At 36.3% G+C, this 16619-nt stretch carries 21 protein-coding genes; 14 read left to right on the top strand and 7 right to left on the bottom strand.

What is annotated here, in order from left to right; all coding sequences use genetic code 11:
- The 11 genes from infA (at window position 1) to DZ858_RS00745 (ending at window position 8402) form a co-directional block, all read left to right on the top strand.
- Window positions 1–216, top strand: coding sequence for a translation initiation factor IF-1 (gene infA, locus DZ858_RS00795; protein ID WP_116695298.1), 216 nt, complete (start codon window positions 1–3; stop codon window positions 214–216).
- Window positions 217–257: 41 nt separating this feature from the next.
- Window positions 258–374: a type B 50S ribosomal protein L36 gene (ykgO, locus tag DZ858_RS00790; protein ID WP_013305171.1), complete on the top strand. Its 117-nt coding sequence runs from the start codon at window positions 258–260 to the stop codon at window positions 372–374.
- Window positions 375–377: 3 nt separating this feature from the next.
- Window positions 378–752, top strand: a complete 375-nt coding sequence (gene rpsM, locus DZ858_RS00785; protein WP_116695299.1) for a 30S ribosomal protein S13 — start codon at window positions 378–380, stop codon at window positions 750–752.
- A gap of 11 nt (window positions 753–763) precedes the next feature.
- Window positions 764–1168: a 30S ribosomal protein S11 gene (rpsK, locus tag DZ858_RS00780; RefSeq protein ID WP_117157673.1), complete on the top strand. Its 405-nt coding sequence runs from the start codon at window positions 764–766 to the stop codon at window positions 1166–1168.
- Window positions 1169–1258: 90 nt separating this feature from the next.
- Window positions 1259–1864, top strand: a complete 606-nt coding sequence (rpsD, locus tag DZ858_RS00775; RefSeq protein ID WP_117157672.1) for a 30S ribosomal protein S4 — start codon at window positions 1259–1261, stop codon at window positions 1862–1864.
- Between the two features lie 21 nt (window positions 1865–1885).
- On the top strand, window positions 1886–2878 hold the full coding sequence (locus DZ858_RS00770; RefSeq protein ID WP_117157671.1) for a DNA-directed RNA polymerase subunit alpha: 993 nt from the start codon (window positions 1886–1888) through the stop codon (window positions 2876–2878).
- A 65-nt stretch (window positions 2879–2943) separates the two neighbouring features.
- Window positions 2944–3420: a 50S ribosomal protein L17 gene (gene rplQ / locus DZ858_RS00765; RefSeq protein ID WP_117157670.1), complete on the top strand. Its 477-nt coding sequence runs from the start codon at window positions 2944–2946 to the stop codon at window positions 3418–3420.
- A gap of 129 nt (window positions 3421–3549) precedes the next feature.
- Window positions 3550–4671, top strand: a complete 1122-nt coding sequence (gene carA, locus DZ858_RS00760; protein WP_117157669.1) for a glutamine-hydrolyzing carbamoyl-phosphate synthase small subunit — start codon at window positions 3550–3552, stop codon at window positions 4669–4671.
- A complete protein-coding gene (gene eno / locus DZ858_RS00755) occupies window positions 4668–5954 on the top strand; it encodes a phosphopyruvate hydratase (RefSeq protein WP_117157668.1) in 1287 nt (428 codons plus the stop codon). The genes carA and eno overlap by 4 nt, the downstream gene beginning before the upstream one ends.
- A gap of 183 nt (window positions 5955–6137) precedes the next feature.
- Window positions 6138–7424 carry a citrate synthase gene (locus DZ858_RS00750; RefSeq protein ID WP_117157667.1) on the top strand — a complete coding sequence of 429 codons (1287 nt, stop codon included), beginning with the start codon at window positions 6138–6140 and terminating at the stop codon, window positions 7422–7424.
- 63 nt (window positions 7425–7487) lie between these two features.
- Complete coding sequence (locus tag DZ858_RS00745; RefSeq protein ID WP_117157666.1) at window positions 7488–8402, top strand: dimethylarginine dimethylaminohydrolase family protein; 915 nt, start codon at window positions 7488–7490, stop codon at window positions 8400–8402.
- Window positions 8403–8409: 7 nt separating this feature from the next.
- Here DZ858_RS00745 and DZ858_RS00740 read toward each other — a convergent pair whose 3' ends face one another.
- From DZ858_RS00740 to DZ858_RS00730, 3 genes are all read right to left on the bottom strand, one after another.
- Window positions 8410–9018 carry a MarR family winged helix-turn-helix transcriptional regulator gene (locus tag DZ858_RS00740; protein ID WP_117157665.1) on the bottom strand — a complete coding sequence of 203 codons (609 nt, stop codon included), beginning with the start codon at window positions 9016–9018 and terminating at the stop codon, window positions 8410–8412.
- A gap of 139 nt (window positions 9019–9157) precedes the next feature.
- On the bottom strand, window positions 9158–9901 hold the full coding sequence (locus tag DZ858_RS00735; RefSeq protein ID WP_168926316.1) for a hypothetical protein: 744 nt from the start codon (window positions 9899–9901) through the stop codon (window positions 9158–9160).
- Window positions 9902–9942: 41 nt separating this feature from the next.
- Window positions 9943–10176: a thioredoxin family protein gene (locus DZ858_RS00730; protein WP_117157664.1), complete on the bottom strand. Its 234-nt coding sequence runs from the start codon at window positions 10174–10176 to the stop codon at window positions 9943–9945.
- A 154-nt stretch (window positions 10177–10330) separates the two neighbouring features.
- On the opposite strand from DZ858_RS00730, the gene DZ858_RS00725 reads away from it, so the two are divergent.
- Entirely contained in the window at window positions 10331–11143 is an 813-nt protein-coding gene (locus DZ858_RS00725) for a hypothetical protein (protein ID WP_117157663.1), read from the top strand.
- Window positions 11144–11251: 108 nt separating this feature from the next.
- Window positions 11252–12184 (top strand): citrulline utilization hydrolase CtlX, encoded by a 933-nt coding sequence (gene ctlX, locus DZ858_RS00720; RefSeq protein WP_117157662.1) that lies wholly within the window; start codon window positions 11252–11254, stop codon window positions 12182–12184.
- A 6-nt stretch (window positions 12185–12190) separates the two neighbouring features.
- Here ctlX and DZ858_RS00715 read toward each other — a convergent pair whose 3' ends face one another.
- Together DZ858_RS00715 and DZ858_RS00710 are read right to left on the bottom strand one after the other, a co-directional pair.
- The gene (locus tag DZ858_RS00715; RefSeq protein ID WP_239990694.1) at window positions 12191–13693 is read right to left on the bottom strand and encodes a BCCT family transporter; all 1503 of its coding nucleotides are present in this window, start codon (window positions 13691–13693) and stop codon (window positions 12191–12193) included.
- A 47-nt stretch (window positions 13694–13740) separates the two neighbouring features.
- Window positions 13741–15165 carry an SDR family oxidoreductase gene (locus DZ858_RS00710; protein ID WP_117157661.1) on the bottom strand — a complete coding sequence of 475 codons (1425 nt, stop codon included), beginning with the start codon at window positions 15163–15165 and terminating at the stop codon, window positions 13741–13743.
- 99 nt (window positions 15166–15264) lie between these two features.
- On the opposite strand from DZ858_RS00710, the gene DZ858_RS00705 reads away from it, so the two are divergent.
- Window positions 15265–15471, top strand: coding sequence for a hypothetical protein (locus DZ858_RS00705; RefSeq protein WP_117157660.1), 207 nt, complete (start codon window positions 15265–15267; stop codon window positions 15469–15471).
- Window positions 15472–15474: 3 nt separating this feature from the next.
- On the opposite strand, the gene DZ858_RS00700 is transcribed toward DZ858_RS00705, so the two are convergent.
- Together DZ858_RS00700 and DZ858_RS00695 are read right to left on the bottom strand one after the other, a co-directional pair.
- Window positions 15475–16107: an NAAT family transporter gene (locus tag DZ858_RS00700; RefSeq protein WP_117157659.1), complete on the bottom strand. Its 633-nt coding sequence runs from the start codon at window positions 16105–16107 to the stop codon at window positions 15475–15477.
- Between the two features lie 77 nt (window positions 16108–16184).
- Window positions 16185–16610 carry a hypothetical protein gene (locus tag DZ858_RS00695; protein WP_117157658.1) on the bottom strand — a complete coding sequence of 142 codons (426 nt, stop codon included), beginning with the start codon at window positions 16608–16610 and terminating at the stop codon, window positions 16185–16187.
- Window positions 16611–16619 lie beyond the last annotated feature (9 nt).

Here is a 16619-nt window from a genome sequence, read left to right as displayed (position 1 = left end):
ATGGCAAAACAACCCCCAATAGAACAAGACGGAACAATTGTAGAAGCATTGTCTAATGCAATGTTTAGAGTGGAATTGGAAAACGGTCATATTGTAACTGCGCATATTTCGGGTAAAATGCGTATGCACTATATTAAATTACTACCCGGAGATAAAGTTAAATTAGAAATGAGTCCTTACGATTTGACTAAGGCTCGTATAACCTATAGATACTAATACAGTTTTTACTGTAGTTAATCTAATTAAAATCAGAACAGATGAAAGTAAGAGCATCCGTTAAAAAAAGAAGTGCCGACTGCAAGATAGTTCGCAGAAAAGGTAGATTATATGTTATTAACAAAAAGAACCCAAGGTTCAAACAAAGACAAGGATAAGTTATGGCAAGAATCGCAGGTGTAGATATCCCAAAACACAAAAGGGGTGTAATCGCGTTAACGTATATCTTTGGTGTTGGTAAAAGCCGCGCCCAGGAAATACTGGAAAAAGCCGGAGTTAGCGAAGACAAGAAAGTTAACGAATGGAACGATGATGAAATCGGAAAAATTCGTGAGGCTGTAGGGTCTTTCACAATCGAAGGTGAATTACGTAGTGAAGTACAATTAAGCATTAAGCGCTTAATGGATATTGGTTGTTACAGAGGTATTCGTCACAGATCGGGACTTCCGTTACGTGGGCAACGTACCAAAAACAACTCAAGAACGAGAAAAGGAAAACGTAAAACAGTTGCTAACAAGAAAAAAGCAACTAAATAATACCTAGAGATATGGCAAAGTCTAACTCAAAAAGTACAAAGAAGGTTGTTAAAAAACGTAAAGTAAACGTTGAATCTGTGGGCCAAGCGCACGTAACAGCTTCTTTTAACAACATCATTATTTCTTTAACAAACAAGAACGGAGATGTAATCTCTTGGTCTTCTGCCGGTAAAATGGGTTTTAGAGGATCTAAGAAAAACACACCTTACGCTGCTCAATTAGCATCTGAAGATGCTTCGAAAGTAGCACACGATGCTGGTTTACGTAAAGTAAAAGTTTATGTAAAAGGACCTGGAAACGGAAGAGAATCTGCAATACGATCACTTCACAATTCAGGAATTGAAGTTACCGAAATTATAGACGTAACTCCAATGCCACATAACGGCTGTCGTCCTCCAAAAAGAAGAAGAGTATAATTTATAATTAATATCAATCTGAAGGAATAAAGAAAATTAGAGGATTAACGTAAGACCTTAATTTAATTTTCCCTTCAAAAACACTTAGAAATGGCAAGATATACTGGTCCAAAAACTAAAATAGCCCGTAAGTTTGGTGAGGCTATCTTCGGAGACGATAAGTCTTTCGAAAAAAGAAACTACCCTCCAGGGCAACACGGAAACACCCGTCGTCGTGGAAAGAAATCTGAATATGCAATCCAATTAGCTGAAAAGCAAAAGGCAAAATACTCGTATGGTATTTTGGAGCGTCAATTCAGAAACATGTTTAAAAAAGCAACAGCTGCTCCTGGAATTACAGGTGAAGTATTGCTTCAATTATGCGAGTCACGTTTAGACAACGTTGTATTCCGTATGGGGATCGCCCCTAGCCGTCGTGCTGCAAGACAATTAGTGTCTCACCGTCACATTACTGTAAATGGAGAAAAGGTTAACATACCTTCATACCATATAAAAGCAGGTGATGTTGTTGCTGTAAGGGAAAAATCTAAAACGTTAAATGCTATCCAAGATTCTTTAGCAAATGCTAACCACGTATATGAGTGGATTACTTGGAACAACGAAACTAAAGAAGGAACGTTTGTATCTATTCCACAACGTATCCAGATTCCAGAGAACATCAACGAGCAGTTTATCGTCGAATTATATTCTAAATAATAAAAACACACGAGTCACACTATGGCAGTATTTAGTTTTCAGAAGCCTGATAAAGTTATCATGATCAATTCTACTGATTTTGAGGGGAAATTCGAATTTCGTCCCTTAGAACCAGGTTACGGATTGACAGTAGGTAACGCATTAAGACGAGTATTACTTTCTTCTTTAGAAGGATTTGCAATTACTTCGGTACGTATTGAAGGGGTTGATCACGAATTTTCAACCATAGCCGGAGTTGTAGAAGATGTAACCGAAATCATTCTTAACTTAAAACAAGTTCGTTTTAAGAGACAGATTGATGAGATAGATAATGAAACCGTAACTGTTTCAGTAAACGGAGGAGAGCAATTAACCGCTGGAGATTTTCAGAAATTCATTTCAGGATTTCAAGTATTAAACCCAGATATGGTTATCTGTAATATGGACAAAAAAGTGAATCTTAATTTCGAGATCACTATTGAAAAAGGAAGAGGTTATGTTCCTGCTGAAGAGAACAAAAAAGCGAATGCACCTCTTGGTACCATCTTTACAGACTCTATCTACACACCAATTAAAAATGTGAAGTACAGTATTGAAAACTTCCGTGTAGAACAAAAAACAGATTACGAAAAATTAGTTTTCGAAATCCAGACAGATGGTTCAATTCATCCAAAAGATGCTTTGACCGAAGCTGCTAAAACATTGATTCACCACTTTATGTTGTTTAGTGATGAGCGTATCACCCTTGAGGCTGATGAGATTGCTCAAACGGAAACATATGACGAAGAGTCATTGCACATGCGTCAGTTGCTTAAAACAAAATTAGTAGATATGGACCTTTCAGTTCGTGCCCTAAACTGTTTAAAAGCTGCTGAAGTTGATACCTTAGGAGATTTGGTTTCATACAACAAAAACGATTTGATGAAATTCAGAAATTTCGGTAAAAAATCACTTACTGAATTAGAAGAATTAGTTAACGTTAAAGGTTTGAACTTTGGGATGGACCTTTCAAAATATAAATTAGATAAAGATTAATACGTCATATTTTGCTCCTCACAACAGTGAGTTTGGTAGCAAGATGATGATTAAAACAAAATGTCATGAGACACGGAAAGAAATTTAATCACTTAGGGAGAAAAACAGCGCATAGAAAAGCGATGTTAGCCAATATGGCTTGTTCTTTAATTGAGCACAAAAGAATCAACACTACAGTTGCAAAAGCAAAAGCTCTAAAGCAATTTGTAGAACCAATGATCACAAAATCTAAAGAAGATACGACTCATAACCGTCGTATTGTATATAGAAATTTACGCCAAAAAGAAGCGGTAACTGAACTTTTTAGAGACGTTGCTGTAAAAGTAGGCGATCGTCCAGGAGGGTATACCCGTATTATTAAGTTGGGTAGCCGTTTAGGAGATGCAGCAGATATGGCGATGATCGAATTGGTAGACTACAATACAGTTTACAATGCAGGAAAAGCTACTAAAAAGAAATCTACACGTCGTAGCCGTCGTGGAGGAGGTTCTAAAGCAGCAGCTCCAGCAACTAAGACGAAAGCGAATAAAGAAGAAGAATAAAATGATTTTTTATTTGTAAATAACAAAGGGATAAGCATTAAATGTTTATCCCTTTTTTTATACTATTTTTGCATCAATTTATAAGAAAAGTAAGCAGAACGTTTTTACACTAAAACTGAAACCTTCATTATGAAATATCAAAAAAGAAAACAAGCAATAATTTTATTAGCAGACGGCACCATCTTTCACGGAAAAGTAGTGGGAGGTAAAGAAGGCTCAGCCTTTGGTGAAGTTTGTTTCAACACCGGAATGACCGGTTATCAAGAGATTTTTACAGATCCATCCTACTTTGGACAACTAATGGTAACCACCAATGCACACATTGGTAACTACGGAACTACAGAAAGCGAAATGGAGTCTGACGGTATTAAAATTGCAGGCTTGATTTGTAGAAATTTCAGTTACAACCAATCACGTCCAGCAGCAGATGATTCCTTAGAAGGGTTCTTAAGCAAGAACAATTTATTAGCCATTAGTGATGTAGACACCCGTGCTTTGGTATGTTATATTCGGGATAATGGAGCGATGAATGCGGTGATTTCTACTGATGTTGAAAACATTCAAGGCTTAAAAAAACAATTAGCTGATATTCCTGATATGAAAGGACTAGAATTAGCTTCAAAAGTTTCAGTAACAGAACCTTATTTCTTCGGAAAAGAAGATGCAACCTATAAAATTGCAGCTTTAGATAATGGAATTAAGACTAACATATTAAGAAATTTAGCGGCGAGAGACTGTTACGTAAAAGTATTTCCTTTTGATGCCCCTTTAGGTGAAATGGAAGCTTTTAATCCAGATGGCTACTTTTTGTCAAACGGTCCTGGCGATCCAGAACCTTTAGAAAATGCCATAAGTATTACAAAGAAAATTATTGAAAAAGGAGAGCCGTTATTTGGTATTTGTGGTGGACATCAAGTAATTGCATTAGCGAATGGCGTTTCAACCTATAAAATGCACCACGGACATCGAGGTATTAATCACCCTATTATAAACCTAGAAACAGGAAAAGGGGAGATAACATCTCAAAATCACGGTTTTGCAATTAGCAGAGAAGAGGCTGAAGCTAATCCAGATATCGAAATAACACATTTGCACCTTAATGATCAAACTGCAGCCGGTATTAAAATGGTTAACAAACCTGTTTTTTCGGTACAATACCATCCAGAAGCAAGTCCAGGACCACATGATGCGTCGTATTTATTTGATCAATTTATCACAACCATACAAAACCACAAAGCTAAAACAGCATGAGTATAATAATTGACATTATTGCTAGACAAATATTCGATTCTCGCGGAAATCCAACTGTAGAGGTTGATGTAATTACCGAAAATGGTTTTTTAGGCCGCGCAGCAGTTCCATCAGGAGCATCGACAGGAGAACACGAAGCAGTAGAGTTACGCGATGGCGGTGACGATTATATGGGTAAAGGTGTTTTAAAAGCCGTAGAAAATGTAAATGGTAAAATTGCCGGAACTTTATTGGGTGTTTCTGTTTTTGAACAAGAAACAATCGATAAGATTATGATTGATTTAGATGGAACTCCTAATAAATCAAAATTAGGAGCCAATGCTATTTTAGGTGTTTCTTTAGCAGTAGCAAAGGCTGCAGCTTCTGAACTTGGGTTACCATTATACCGATATGTGGGTGGCGTAAGTGCCAAAACGCTTCCGGTGCCGATGATGAATATTATTAACGGAGGTTCGCATAGTGATGCACCAATTGCTTTTCAAGAGTTTATGATTATGCCAGTGAAGGCTAAAAATTTTACACACGCCATGCAAATGGGAAGTGAGATTTTCCATAACCTTAAAAAAGTATTACACGACCGTAACCTAAGCACGGCGGTAGGCGACGAAGGTGGTTTTGCTCCAACGCTTAATGGAACAGAAGATGCAATCGATACCATAGCAAAGGCTACAAAAAATGCTGGTTATAAATTAGGAGATGAAGTCATGATTGCCTTGGATTGTGCAGCAGCAGAATTCTACGAAAACGGAAAGTACGATTACACTGTTTTTGAAGGTGAAAAAGGAAAAGTGCGTTCCTCTGAAGAACAAGCTACTTATTTAGCTGAATTATGCAACAAATACCCAATTATCTCTATTGAAGATGGAATGGATGAAAACGATTGGGACGGTTGGAAATCATTGACCAAAAAAGTAGGCGATAAAGTCCAATTGGTCGGGGACGACTTGTTTGTAACGAATGTAGAGCGGTTGTCAAAAGGTATTTCAGAAAATATAGCTAATTCTATTTTGATCAAGGTAAACCAAATAGGAACCTTAACCGAAACAATTGCTGCTGTAAATATGGCGCATAATGCCGGTTATACTTCAGTAATGTCACACAGAAGTGGTGAAACAGAAGATAACACTATTGCCGATTTGGCCGTGGCGTTAAACTGTGGACAGATTAAAACAGGTTCAGCTTCCCGTAGTGACCGTATGGCAAAATACAATCAGTTGTTACGAATTGAAGAGCAGTTATGCGATGTGGCTTATTATCCACAGCGAAACGCCTTCAAGATTTAAGAGCCACAACAGATTATAAAAAACTTCCTTTAGTTATTCTAAAGGAAGTTTTTTACGTTTACGGCTTCGATAGCTTGAAATTTAAGGATATTTTAACCTAACAAGCGTTCGTATATGTTAAAAAAACGGTCAATATTTTGTATCTTTACATTTCGAAATAATCAAAAAAAACCTTATAAATATATGTCAAAGAAAGCAATTCTCGAAATCGATGGTAAAAAATATGAATTTCCTATTGTTATAGGAAGCGAGAACGAGCAAGCCATTGATATAAAAACGCTTAGAGGCGTAACAAATGGCGTTACTACCATTGACCCTGGATATAAAAACACTGGTTCTTGTGAAAGTGCCATTACATTTTTAAATGGGGAAGAGGGTGTGCTTAGGTACCGAGGATATGCTATCGAAGATTTAGCTGAGAAAGCAGAATTTCTGGAAGTAGCCTATTTATTGATTTTTGGTGAATTGCCTTCTAAATCTGAACTAGAGAAGTTTCACAGTGATATTAAAGAACATTCTCATGTAGATGAAGATTTAAAGAAAATATTGGATGGATTTCCAAAATCTGCTCACCCAATGGGCGTACTTTCGTCATTAACTTCAGCTTTAGTAGCGTTTAATCCTTCTTCGGTAAATGTAGAAAGTGAAGAAGACATGTATAATGCAATTGTTCGTATTTTGGCAAAATTCCCAGTATTGACTGCTTGGGCTTACAGGAAACGTGTAGGAAGACCATTAGATTATGGAGATGATTCATTAGGTTATGTAGACAACTTCCTTAAAATGATGTTTAAAAAGCCTAATGGGGACTATAATTCCAATAAAACAGTAGTAGATGCACTTGATAAATTATTGATTTTGCACGCAGATCACGAACAAAACTGTTCTACTTCTACTGTACGGATGGTAGGTTCAGCACACACTGGATTGTTTGCTTCATTATCAGCAGGTATCAATGCACTTTGGGGACCACTTCACGGTGGAGCCAACCAAGCGGTTATTGAAATGCTGGAGGCTATTAAAGAAGATGGTGGCGATACACACAAGTTTATGCAAAAAGCTAAGGATAAAGAGGATCCATTCCGCTTAATGGGCTTTGGTCACCGAGTTTATAAAAACTTTGACCCACGGGCAAAAATAATTAAAAAATCTGCTGATGAGGTATTGGCTAACTTAGGAGTTGAAGACCCTGTGTTGGATATTGCTAAAGGATTGGAAAAAGAAGCCTTAGAAGATTCTTATTTTGTTGATAGAAAATTATACCCGAACGTGGATTTCTATTCTGGTATTATCTATCGTGCTATGGGAATTCCTGTTGAAATGTTTACCGCAATGTTTGCATTAGGTCGTTTACCAGGTTGGATAGCGCAATGGAGAGAAATGCGTTTACGTAAAGAACCAATAGGGCGTCCAAGACAAGTATACGTTGGTGAAACACATCGGGATTTTAAACCAGTAGAAGATAGGTAAAATCACCTTTTAAAATAAACGAAGCATCCTCATAAATTGGGGATGCTTTTTTATATTTGTAATATGATCAAATTAAACGTTAAAGATGAAGTTTCTCGCCTTCGGGCAGTTGTATTAGGTTCGGCAAATAGTAATGGTCCAGCCCCTACCTTAGACGAGGCGTATGACCCAAAATCAAAAGAACACATTCAAGCAGGCACATATCCTAAAGAAGTGGATATGATACATGAGATGGAAGCTGTTGCCAAAATATTTGAAAAATATGATGTAAAAGTCTATCGTCCCAAAGAAATTGAAGACTACAACCAGATTTTTGCTCGGGATATTGCCTTCGTTATAGAAGACAAATTTATAAAAGCAAATATCTTACCCGATCGTGACCAAGAGATTGATGCCATAAAACATGTTATTGATCAAATCCCTTCAGAAAATATCATCAGGTTTCCAGAAGATGCGCACGTTGAAGGCGGCGATGTTATGCCTTGGAATGATTATATATTTGTTGGTACGTACCGTGGAGAAGATTATTCAAAATATATCACGGCCCGGACCAATATGAAAGCTGTAAAAAAGCTAGAAGAATTGTTTCCAAATAAAAAAGTAAAGTCATTCAATCTTCGCAAATCAAACACAGAAGCCAAAGATAATGCGCTTCATTTAGATTGCTGTTTTCAACCCTTAGGAAAAGGAAAAACGATAATTCATAAAGAAGGCTTTTTAGAACAAGAAGAATATGAGTGGTTAGTAGATTTCTTCGGAAAGGAGAATTGCTTTCATATTACCAAAGATGAAATGTACAATATGAATAGCAATGTGTTTTCCATTTCACCTGAAGTAGTCATTTCAGAAAAGAATTTTACACGGCTAAATACATGGTTACGCGATCAAGGTTTTACAGTAGAAGAAGTTCCGTATGCCGAAATCGCCAAACAAGAAGGTTTGTTGCGTTGTAGCACCATGCCTTTAATACGGGGATAAGTACGGATTATCTCGCTTTTTCTTCAAATTCAGGGCAATCCAAACGGATATCTGTTGTGTATAAATCTTTTTCCAAAAGCTGGCAATAATCGGTCGTCTCTTTTGGTTCGTAAAACTTACATCCGTAACAGGTTCTTTGTACCGTTAAAATGCCGGTTCGGTTTAATTTATAAATGAGGTTGCTAATACTGTTGAAAAGCGCCTCTCGTTCTTCCGAAGGGATTTTTAATAATTGATTTTTTATAGGATCGGCAAAATTTTCTGTGGCGCTGACCATTTCTTTGCCTTTGATCGTTAATAAAACCAAATAGCTCCGACTGTCGGCCGACGAAAAGTCTTTTTCTATCAGTTCTTTTTTAAGTAATGCTCTAATGGCATCGCTTACGGTAGGTTTAGTTACATTGAATTCTTTGGCAAAATGGCTTACATTGCAAAGCTCTATTTTATGGTAGGCAACAAAAATAAGCAATTGAATCTGCAATGGGCTTAGGCCATTCGCTTTTGCTTTTTCCCATAACAATACTTTGAACACTTCTGAAATTCGCTCCAGACCTGCAACAATTTTATTGGAAACAGCTCCCAATTGATCTTCTGGATTAAAAATACTATCACTCATAAAAAATAATGCTATCTTATTACTATGGTGGCTAAGAGGTTAAAGGCTTAATATAGTCGCTCAAGATATGCGCTTTGTTAAACGTTTAGAGCATATCTTGAGAACTAATACTTTTACTAACATAGCAAAGTTAGTATTCCTAATCAATTTTTTGAGTACTTTTTTCAACTTTATACGGCAGGCTTAAATCACCGCTGGCAATGCTGTATACATTATATACACCCAACATAGGGAGATTTTCGTTGCTCGTATTTACTTTCATGAAAGCTGTGACTGCATCAAAACTAAAATCGGTTGTATTTTGTATCCTGTAATCTGGAATTATAACTTGAATGGTGTTGTTCTTTGTGATTACAGAAAATCCTGGTGAGTCCATATACATGGGCATTCCTGGATTTGTAGGTGGGAGTTTTACTGTGGTATCGGCTTTTTTAAACTGTTTTACCGAAAATCCTCCGGTAACTCTTTCGTCTTTCACTAATACTACCCAATGCGGGTGCCAAATTACTCCATCGTTGTCGTATTTATTGTCTTTGTTTTCATCCCAAAGCGGGGTGTCATCAAAATCAGGATGGGATGTCAATGCCAAAGCGAGAATACCATCCGTTTTATTAAACCCTACAACAGTAGGAGACAGCGATGTTGGAAATACGTACCCCAAAACAGGCGCCCCGTCCAGTTGTCCATTTAGAGTAGGGGTTTGGCTGCCCGCTTGTCCTTTTACTGTAATGTTCCAGACAGTCAGGTTTAAATCGGTGTTATGGGTTACGGTTACGTTTTCAATAGCGAAATTATCGGTATTGTAGGGGTCGGTTTGGGCAACCGTAGTGCAAATAATTGCCACTACGATCCCTATGGTTAATAAAAACGTGTTTGTTTTCATATTCTTTTAGTGATTAGGAATCCTAACTTTTTAGGTTTCAATTAATTTTTAACATCTGCTATACTGGCCCCAAAGTTTATGTGTAGTACATTTCCGTTTGGAGTGAGCAGGGCAGGAACAGATTGCACTCCTGTTTTTTCGGCCTCATCAATGCGATTTCTGTTTTCACCAAGATGAACAACTTCTACTTGGTTCGGATCGGTAATTTCAAGAATGTCATGCTCAGCACTTACACAAACAGGACATCCGGCGTGATAAAAAATGAATTTTTTCATAATAGTAAATTTTATATGAATGCATTATTGCATGTCAAATATAGTAAGGAATCCTAACTAAAACAAATTTAATCTTAAGTTTTAAAAGAAATTCCTATCGAAAACCCTATTTTTAATTAAACCGTACCATTTTTTATTGCGTATGTTTTTATATATGAAAACACCTTTAGTTATAATTTTTTTGATCTGCATTCCGGCAATCATTGGTACAAAAGTCTTTTCACAAGGTAAGATCGATGGATTTTACCGCGGAAATAGTAATACAACAATTACTTTAGGAGCCGGATTTGAAGATAACAACGACTATCTGGCTGGCACGGATGAAACCGACATTGCTCGAAAACTTTACTATGTAAATCTTTTTACAGCCTACGGAATTACTGAGAACTTGGATGTAAATGCCTCCCTACCCTATATAGAGGTTGACGATATTAAAGACGTACAGGATGTTTCAGTATTTCTGAAATACCGTACTTTTAAAAAAGAATTTACTAATAGCAAGTTAGAATTTAGTGTTGCCGGAGGTTTTTCAACGCCTGTTTCAGATTACAATATTGGGGGCTTAAAAGACATTGGTCAGCAAGCCACTATAATTGAAACAAGGGCTATGGCGCATTATCAAACTAATACTGGGTGGTTTACTACCTTGCAAAGTGGTTTCTCACTTAAGTTAGAAGGAGTGCCCAACAGTCTACCTATTACATTTAAAGCTGGGCAAGCATTAAATAAATGGTACTACGATGTGTATTATGATTACCAGCATTCTTTTGGCGGAATTGATTATTTAGAAACCCCACCACCACAAAATTTTAAGCGTTTTGGGGTAGATTATCACAAAATTGGCGGGACGGGGTATCGTTCATTTACCAATAATTTTGGGGCGTATGTTAGTGTTTCTTATGTGCTGGGTGGTAGAAATATATTCCAAGGTCCTGGTTACGGAATTGGTCTTACAGCAAATTTTTAAGACAACTTCTTTTCTATAAAAATACTTCAATCAAGTAAAAAATTCCGTCTAAAAAACCTTAATTTTGCACCTGCCTACCGATTTAGGTAGGGCCTAAAACGATACGTTATGCAGCAAATAACCGATACGATATTGATGATTCGTCCAGTTGCTTTTCGAATGAATGAGCAAACGGCGGTAAACAATTACTTTCAAGAAGACATTAAACTTGAGAATGCTAAAGTGAATGAAAAAGCACAACAAGAATTTGATGCTTTTGTTGAAAAACTACGTAATGTTGGTGTAAACGTGATTGTTGAAGACGATAAGTTAGAATTGGATACTCCAGATTCTATCTTTCCAAATAACTGGGTTACTTTTCACGAAAATGGTGATATCGCTTTGTATCCTTTATTTGCAAAAAATAGACGCAAAGAACGTCGTGAGGATGTTATCGAACGTATAGAGAAAGAAGGATTCGTAATTAAAAATGTATTTGATTATACCGATGCAGAAAACGAAGGTATATTTTTAGAATCTACCGGAAGTTTAATTTTAGATCGTGTAAATCAAAAAGCGTATTGTGCTTTGTCTCCAAGAGCCGATGAGCAATTATTAATCGAGTTTTGTGAGGATTTTGAATTCACACCAGTAATTTTCACAGCCAATCAAACAGTTGATGGAAAGCGTGCTGCGATTTACCATACCAATGTAATGATGTGTTTAGCTGAAAATTTCAGTGTTATTTGTTTAGACACGATTGACGATGCCAAAGAAAAGAAGAATGTAGTTCAGCATTTAAAAGATGATGGAAAAGAAATCATTACCATTACCGAAGCACAGATGCATAACTTTGCTGGAAATATGCTTCAGGTACGCGGGGTGAACGATAAAAAGTATTTAGTAATGAGTGCTGCGGCACACAAAAGTCTTACGGAAGAACAAGTTTCAGCAATTGAAAAGCATTGCGAAATTTTAAGTACAGATTTAACTACAATTGAAACATGCGGTGGCGGAAGTGCTCGTTGTATGATGGCCGAAATTTTTCTTCCGAAGGAATAAAAAAAACTATTCTTTTTTGTGATTTACTAAATCTCGAAGCCACAAACCAATCATTAGAACCATAAGTAAACTTAATGGTAGGGAAGTGATAATCAACAATTTTTGCATAGCGATTAATACATTGCTATCTTCTTTGGCGTGACCTAAAAGCACTATTCCTACGGAAAAAATGATCAAGATTATTCCCCAAAGCAACCGTTGTTTTTTATTGGGGTTTTGGCTGCCTTTATCGGTAAACATGCTTAAAACATATATTGCTGAATCAACGGACGTCACTAAGAAACTAACCAATAATAAAATAACTATGGAATTTATAATGGATGTGAGCGGATACGCTTCAAAAAAGACAAAAATAGAGGTAAATACATTGTCAAATTCTCCGGAATAGCTTCCCCATTCCGAAATCATATCAAAAGCAGATTGCCCAAAGGTGGTAAACCAGAAAAAGGATCCTAAAGAAGGAATAAGCAAAACTGCAATAATAGTTTCCCGTATCGTTCTTCCTTTTGAAATGCGCGCGATGAACATTCCAGTAAAAGGTGCCCACGCCAACCAAAATGCCCAATAATAATACGTCCAATCGGTTAAAAATTCAATACCAGGATCAAATTTTCCTATCGCTAAACTCATTGGAATAAAATCGATGATATATCGATATATTCCGGTTGCGAGTTGTTCTATAATTAAAAGCATATCACTTTGTAAAAACACAAATAGCAGCAAGGCAACAGTTATATAAATATTCATTGTAGAAATACGCTTAATCCCTTTTTCAACACCACTTAAGGCGGAAAGTAATGCTAATACTCCAATTGCAATGACCAATATTATAATTAATTGGTAACTAAAATCTGCTTTAAATAAATGATCTAAACCTCCTTTAATTTGCGAAGCACCTAGGCCTAAAGCAGCCACTAAGCCGAAAATTGTGGTTAATATCGTGAGAATGTCAATACCCGTGAGAAATCCATTTCCTTCTTTCTGAAATAACAAAGAAAACGTACTGCTAGTCGCTACGGTTTTATTTTTATGAAACACGGCGTACCCAATTGCCAAAGCAAATACGGCGTAAAAAGCCCAAGCTGTAAATCCCCATTGATAAAAGGTAAATTCCAGCGCAATCACTTCCGAAGAAATACCCGTAGAAAGGGGTGGGTTTTGCTGCATAAATACCGGTTCTTGCACTGCTCGCAGTAAAATTCCTGAACCCATTCCGGCACTATACAACATTGCAATCCAAGGTAGGCGTTTAAAAGCAGGTTTTTCATTTGCATGACCTAATTTATAAGTTCCCCAAGGCGAAATGGCAATTGCTAATAATAAAAGGACACAGCCTAGACCGAGATATAAATAAAAAGAGCCAAAATAATTGCGCACCCAAATAGATAAGCTTTCAATTAGGGCGTATGTTTCAATCGTTTTTATGTAGAGAAATAAGGAAAATAGCAGCAATAACCCCAATGAGATACTGAGGAGTTTATTCTTTTTAAATATGTTGAAGATTTTCAAAACAGATTGTGCTTATACAATAGTACAAATCATTTTTGAAATGCTATTTATTCTGTTTTGGCAATATTGTTTATCATTCCGCTAAAAATAAAATAATGAAATGGTAGCATGGTATACCAATATAAACGCCCTAACAAGCCTTTAGGCCTGAAGGTAGCGGTTTGGTGCAGTACATTATTCTCATCTATACAGAAATCTAACCATGCTTCACCGGGCACTCTCATTTCAGCAAAGAGTAATAGTCTCTTTTCTTCTTTGTCTGCATATAAAACGCGCCAAAAATCTAATGAGTCACCCGCGTAAATTTTATTAGGGTGTGTGCGACCTCTTCGTAAACCAACACCACCAACAAGTTGATCCATAAAACCACGTACTTTCCATAACCAGTTTCCATAGTACCAACCTCGAGTACCACCGATAGACCAGATATTTTCTAAAACAGCTTCAGGATTTTTGACTTCAATCGATTGCTCATCTTTTAAACATCCAAATGTAGGAACTTGAATATATCCTTTTAAATTGGAAAGTCTTCCCGCAACTAAAGAGTCTTTCCAACTGGATATTACGAGGTTTTGCTCAATTTTTATAAATGCATTTTTTATGGCTTCTTCATACGTAATAGGTTGGATATTCAATATTTCTTGCAATTTATTATCGCGAGCTACAACTTCATGACGCATACTGTCCACTAAATTAACTGCTAATTTGTATGTGGTAGAAGTAACAAAATACAGCCAATAAGAAGATAACCGTGGTGACATAACTGGGACCGAAATAATCCATAACTTCAACTTTCTAACCTTTGCATATTTTAAAAGCATTTGCTTGTAGGTCAAAACATCGGGACCGCCAATATCAAAAGATTGGTTGTAGCAGACTTCTTTTAAAAGTACTTCAGATAAAAAGGAAATCACATCGCGAATGGCAATTGGTTGTATTCGCGTTTTTAACCATTTTGGTGTAACCATAATGGGTAGCTTTTCACAAAGGTCACGTATTATTTCAAAGGAAGAACTTCCACTACCTACTACAATTCCAGCTCGTAAAACCGTTAAATTGTAATTGCCTTCATAAAGTATTTCTTCTACTTTTTTTCGGGAAGATAGGTGTTTAGATAAACTGTCTTCATTGACAATTCCACTTAAATAAACTACGTGTTTAACCGAAGCTTCAGCAAGATACTTGTTAAAATTTTTAGCAGCTTTGGCTTCTAACTCATCGAAATCGTTTGTGGAGGCGCTCATAGAATGGATGAGATAATATGCTGCGTCAATATCTTTTGGAAAGTCAGTAGTATCAACTTCTTTTAAAAAATCAACTTCATAGAAACTAATCCGCTTTCGGGTTTCAGGGTCTAAAGGAATTCTATTTTTATCACGTACACAACAAATAACTTCGTGTCCTTTTTCTAATAAAGAGGGAAGCAATCGTAAACCAATATAACCGTTAGCGCCAGTGAGTAGTATTTTCAATCTTTTTGTTTAAAGATACCTATTTATTGTTAGACAGAAATACAAAGATTCGTTAATTGCTTAATTTTAATGCTATCTTTATAGAGTAAACCAAATTATATGAAAGTTTTAAAATTGATTCTAATTGTAGTAGGCATTTTATTAATTGTTTTTGGCTTATACAACGCGTTTGTTCCTCAAGAAGTTGTAGATATTGGTCCGTTAGAAGTCTCAGCAAAAGAAGGCTTAAACAATCAAACCCTTGCCATGATTGCGTTAGGGGTTTTGGCTTTGTTAGCTGGCGTATTTGTTAAAAACAGAAGGTAACTATTACAATTCTAAATTTTGTATAATTAATATTACCGCACTGCTTATATATTCTATTCCTATTGAAATAACAATAAACCCAACTATCCTCGATATTGCGTTAATTCCCGAAGCACCCAAAAGTTTGGTTAAATAAGGCGCAAACCGAAGCATTAAAAAGGTAGCGAATCCTACAGCTACAACGGCTAAAAGAATAAGCACTATCTCACTAGTTTTACTGTATTCTTGATTGTACGTAATTAAAATTGAAATTGCGCCTGGTCCAGCAAGCATGGGAATGGCCAAAGGTGTTAGTGATATTTTTTCTCTATTACTTAGGTCTTTCTTTACCCGTTTGTTCTTCATTCCTTTATGCTTAGAAAAGGTGCCAGTTAATAAAGCAAAACCGGACGACACGATAATCATTCCGCCGGCAATTCGTAAGGCATTTAGACTAATGCTGAAAAAATCTAGAATATACGTTCCTGCAAAAAAGCAAATAATTAAAATTACAGTCGTATTTATAGCAGTTAGTAAAGAGGTTTTATTGCGTTCTATTGAAGTTTCATCACTTGTTAATCCTACAAATACAGGGACTGTCCCCAGCGGATTTATCACCGAAAATAAAGCGGCAAATACATATAAAAATAAGTCCATCGTTTTTTTGCAAAGGACAGACGATTTACCTTCATAGAGTTTACCAAAAGTTTAAATAAAGGTTGTAAAATGTGAAGTTATAAATCTTCTAAACGGGTAGGCGAGGCTTCCGCTTTAGCAGCTAATACTTTGTTCATAAACTTATGTGTGGCTTTGTCTTTAGCTTCTACTTTTACAAAATAGTCATCTCGATAAATGGAATACTCTTCAGCCTTACCTTTGTATAAAGAAAGTTTGTAATAAGGAATTACTAAAATGTACGATTCTAATAACGATCGAAACCCTACGAGAATTCCATTGGGCCGCATTTCAATATTACATTGATTGCGGTTATTATCTAGAATTAACAAATTATGAATTTGAACACTCATTTCAGTAATAATTAGTTTTGAAGAACCAATTCCACCAAGTTGAATACGTTCTTTTAGGGAGAATGGTTTACCAACTTCGGTTTCAATTTTTTTCCTTATTTGTTTGTCGTTGTATGATACGTTGAGAAGCACTTTTTTCTT

It is taken from the genome of Marixanthomonas ophiurae (assembly GCF_003413745.1).
GTDB lineage: Bacteria > Bacteroidota > Bacteroidia > Flavobacteriales > Flavobacteriaceae > Marixanthomonas > Marixanthomonas ophiurae.
Note: the sequence above shows the minus strand (reverse complement) of the source record. Positions and strands in the feature narration are given on the sequence as shown.

What these genes read in the sequence shown, in the direction of transcription:
- infA (WP_116695298.1), top strand. Translation starts at nt 1, where the DNA reads ATGGCAAAACAACCCCCAATAGAACAAGACGGAACAATTGTAGAAGCA.
- ykgO (WP_013305171.1), top strand. Translation starts at nt 258, where the DNA reads ATGAAAGTAAGAGCATCCGTTAAAAAAAGAAGTGCCGACTGCAAGATA.
- rpsM (WP_116695299.1), top strand. Translation starts at nt 378, where the DNA reads ATGGCAAGAATCGCAGGTGTAGATATCCCAAAACACAAAAGGGGTGTA.
- rpsK (WP_117157673.1), top strand. Translation starts at nt 764, where the DNA reads ATGGCAAAGTCTAACTCAAAAAGTACAAAGAAGGTTGTTAAAAAACGT.
- rpsD (WP_117157672.1), top strand. Translation starts at nt 1,259, where the DNA reads ATGGCAAGATATACTGGTCCAAAAACTAAAATAGCCCGTAAGTTTGGT.
- DZ858_RS00770 (WP_117157671.1), top strand. Translation starts at nt 1,886, where the DNA reads ATGGCAGTATTTAGTTTTCAGAAGCCTGATAAAGTTATCATGATCAAT.
- rplQ (WP_117157670.1), top strand. Translation starts at nt 2,944, where the DNA reads ATGAGACACGGAAAGAAATTTAATCACTTAGGGAGAAAAACAGCGCAT.
- carA (WP_117157669.1), top strand. Translation starts at nt 3,550, where the DNA reads ATGAAATATCAAAAAAGAAAACAAGCAATAATTTTATTAGCAGACGGC.
- eno (WP_117157668.1), top strand. Translation starts at nt 4,668, where the DNA reads ATGAGTATAATAATTGACATTATTGCTAGACAAATATTCGATTCTCGC.
- DZ858_RS00750 (WP_117157667.1), top strand. Translation starts at nt 6,138, where the DNA reads ATGTCAAAGAAAGCAATTCTCGAAATCGATGGTAAAAAATATGAATTT.
- DZ858_RS00745 (WP_117157666.1), top strand. Translation starts at nt 7,488, where the DNA reads ATGATCAAATTAAACGTTAAAGATGAAGTTTCTCGCCTTCGGGCAGTT.
- DZ858_RS00740 (WP_117157665.1), bottom strand. Translation starts at nt 9,018, where the DNA reads ATGAGTGATAGTATTTTTAATCCAGAAGATCAATTGGGAGCTGTTTCC.
- DZ858_RS00735 (WP_168926316.1), bottom strand. Translation starts at nt 9,901, where the DNA reads ATGAAAACAAACACGTTTTTATTAACCATAGGGATCGTAGTGGCAATT.
- DZ858_RS00730 (WP_117157664.1), bottom strand. Translation starts at nt 10,176, where the DNA reads ATGAAAAAATTCATTTTTTATCACGCCGGATGTCCTGTTTGTGTAAGT.
- DZ858_RS00725 (WP_117157663.1), top strand. Translation starts at nt 10,331, where the DNA reads ATGAAAACACCTTTAGTTATAATTTTTTTGATCTGCATTCCGGCAATC.
- ctlX (WP_117157662.1), top strand. Translation starts at nt 11,252, where the DNA reads ATGCAGCAAATAACCGATACGATATTGATGATTCGTCCAGTTGCTTTT.
- DZ858_RS00705 (WP_117157660.1), top strand. Translation starts at nt 15,265, where the DNA reads ATGAAAGTTTTAAAATTGATTCTAATTGTAGTAGGCATTTTATTAATT.
- DZ858_RS00700 (WP_117157659.1), bottom strand. Translation starts at nt 16,107, where the DNA reads ATGGACTTATTTTTATATGTATTTGCCGCTTTATTTTCGGTGATAAAT.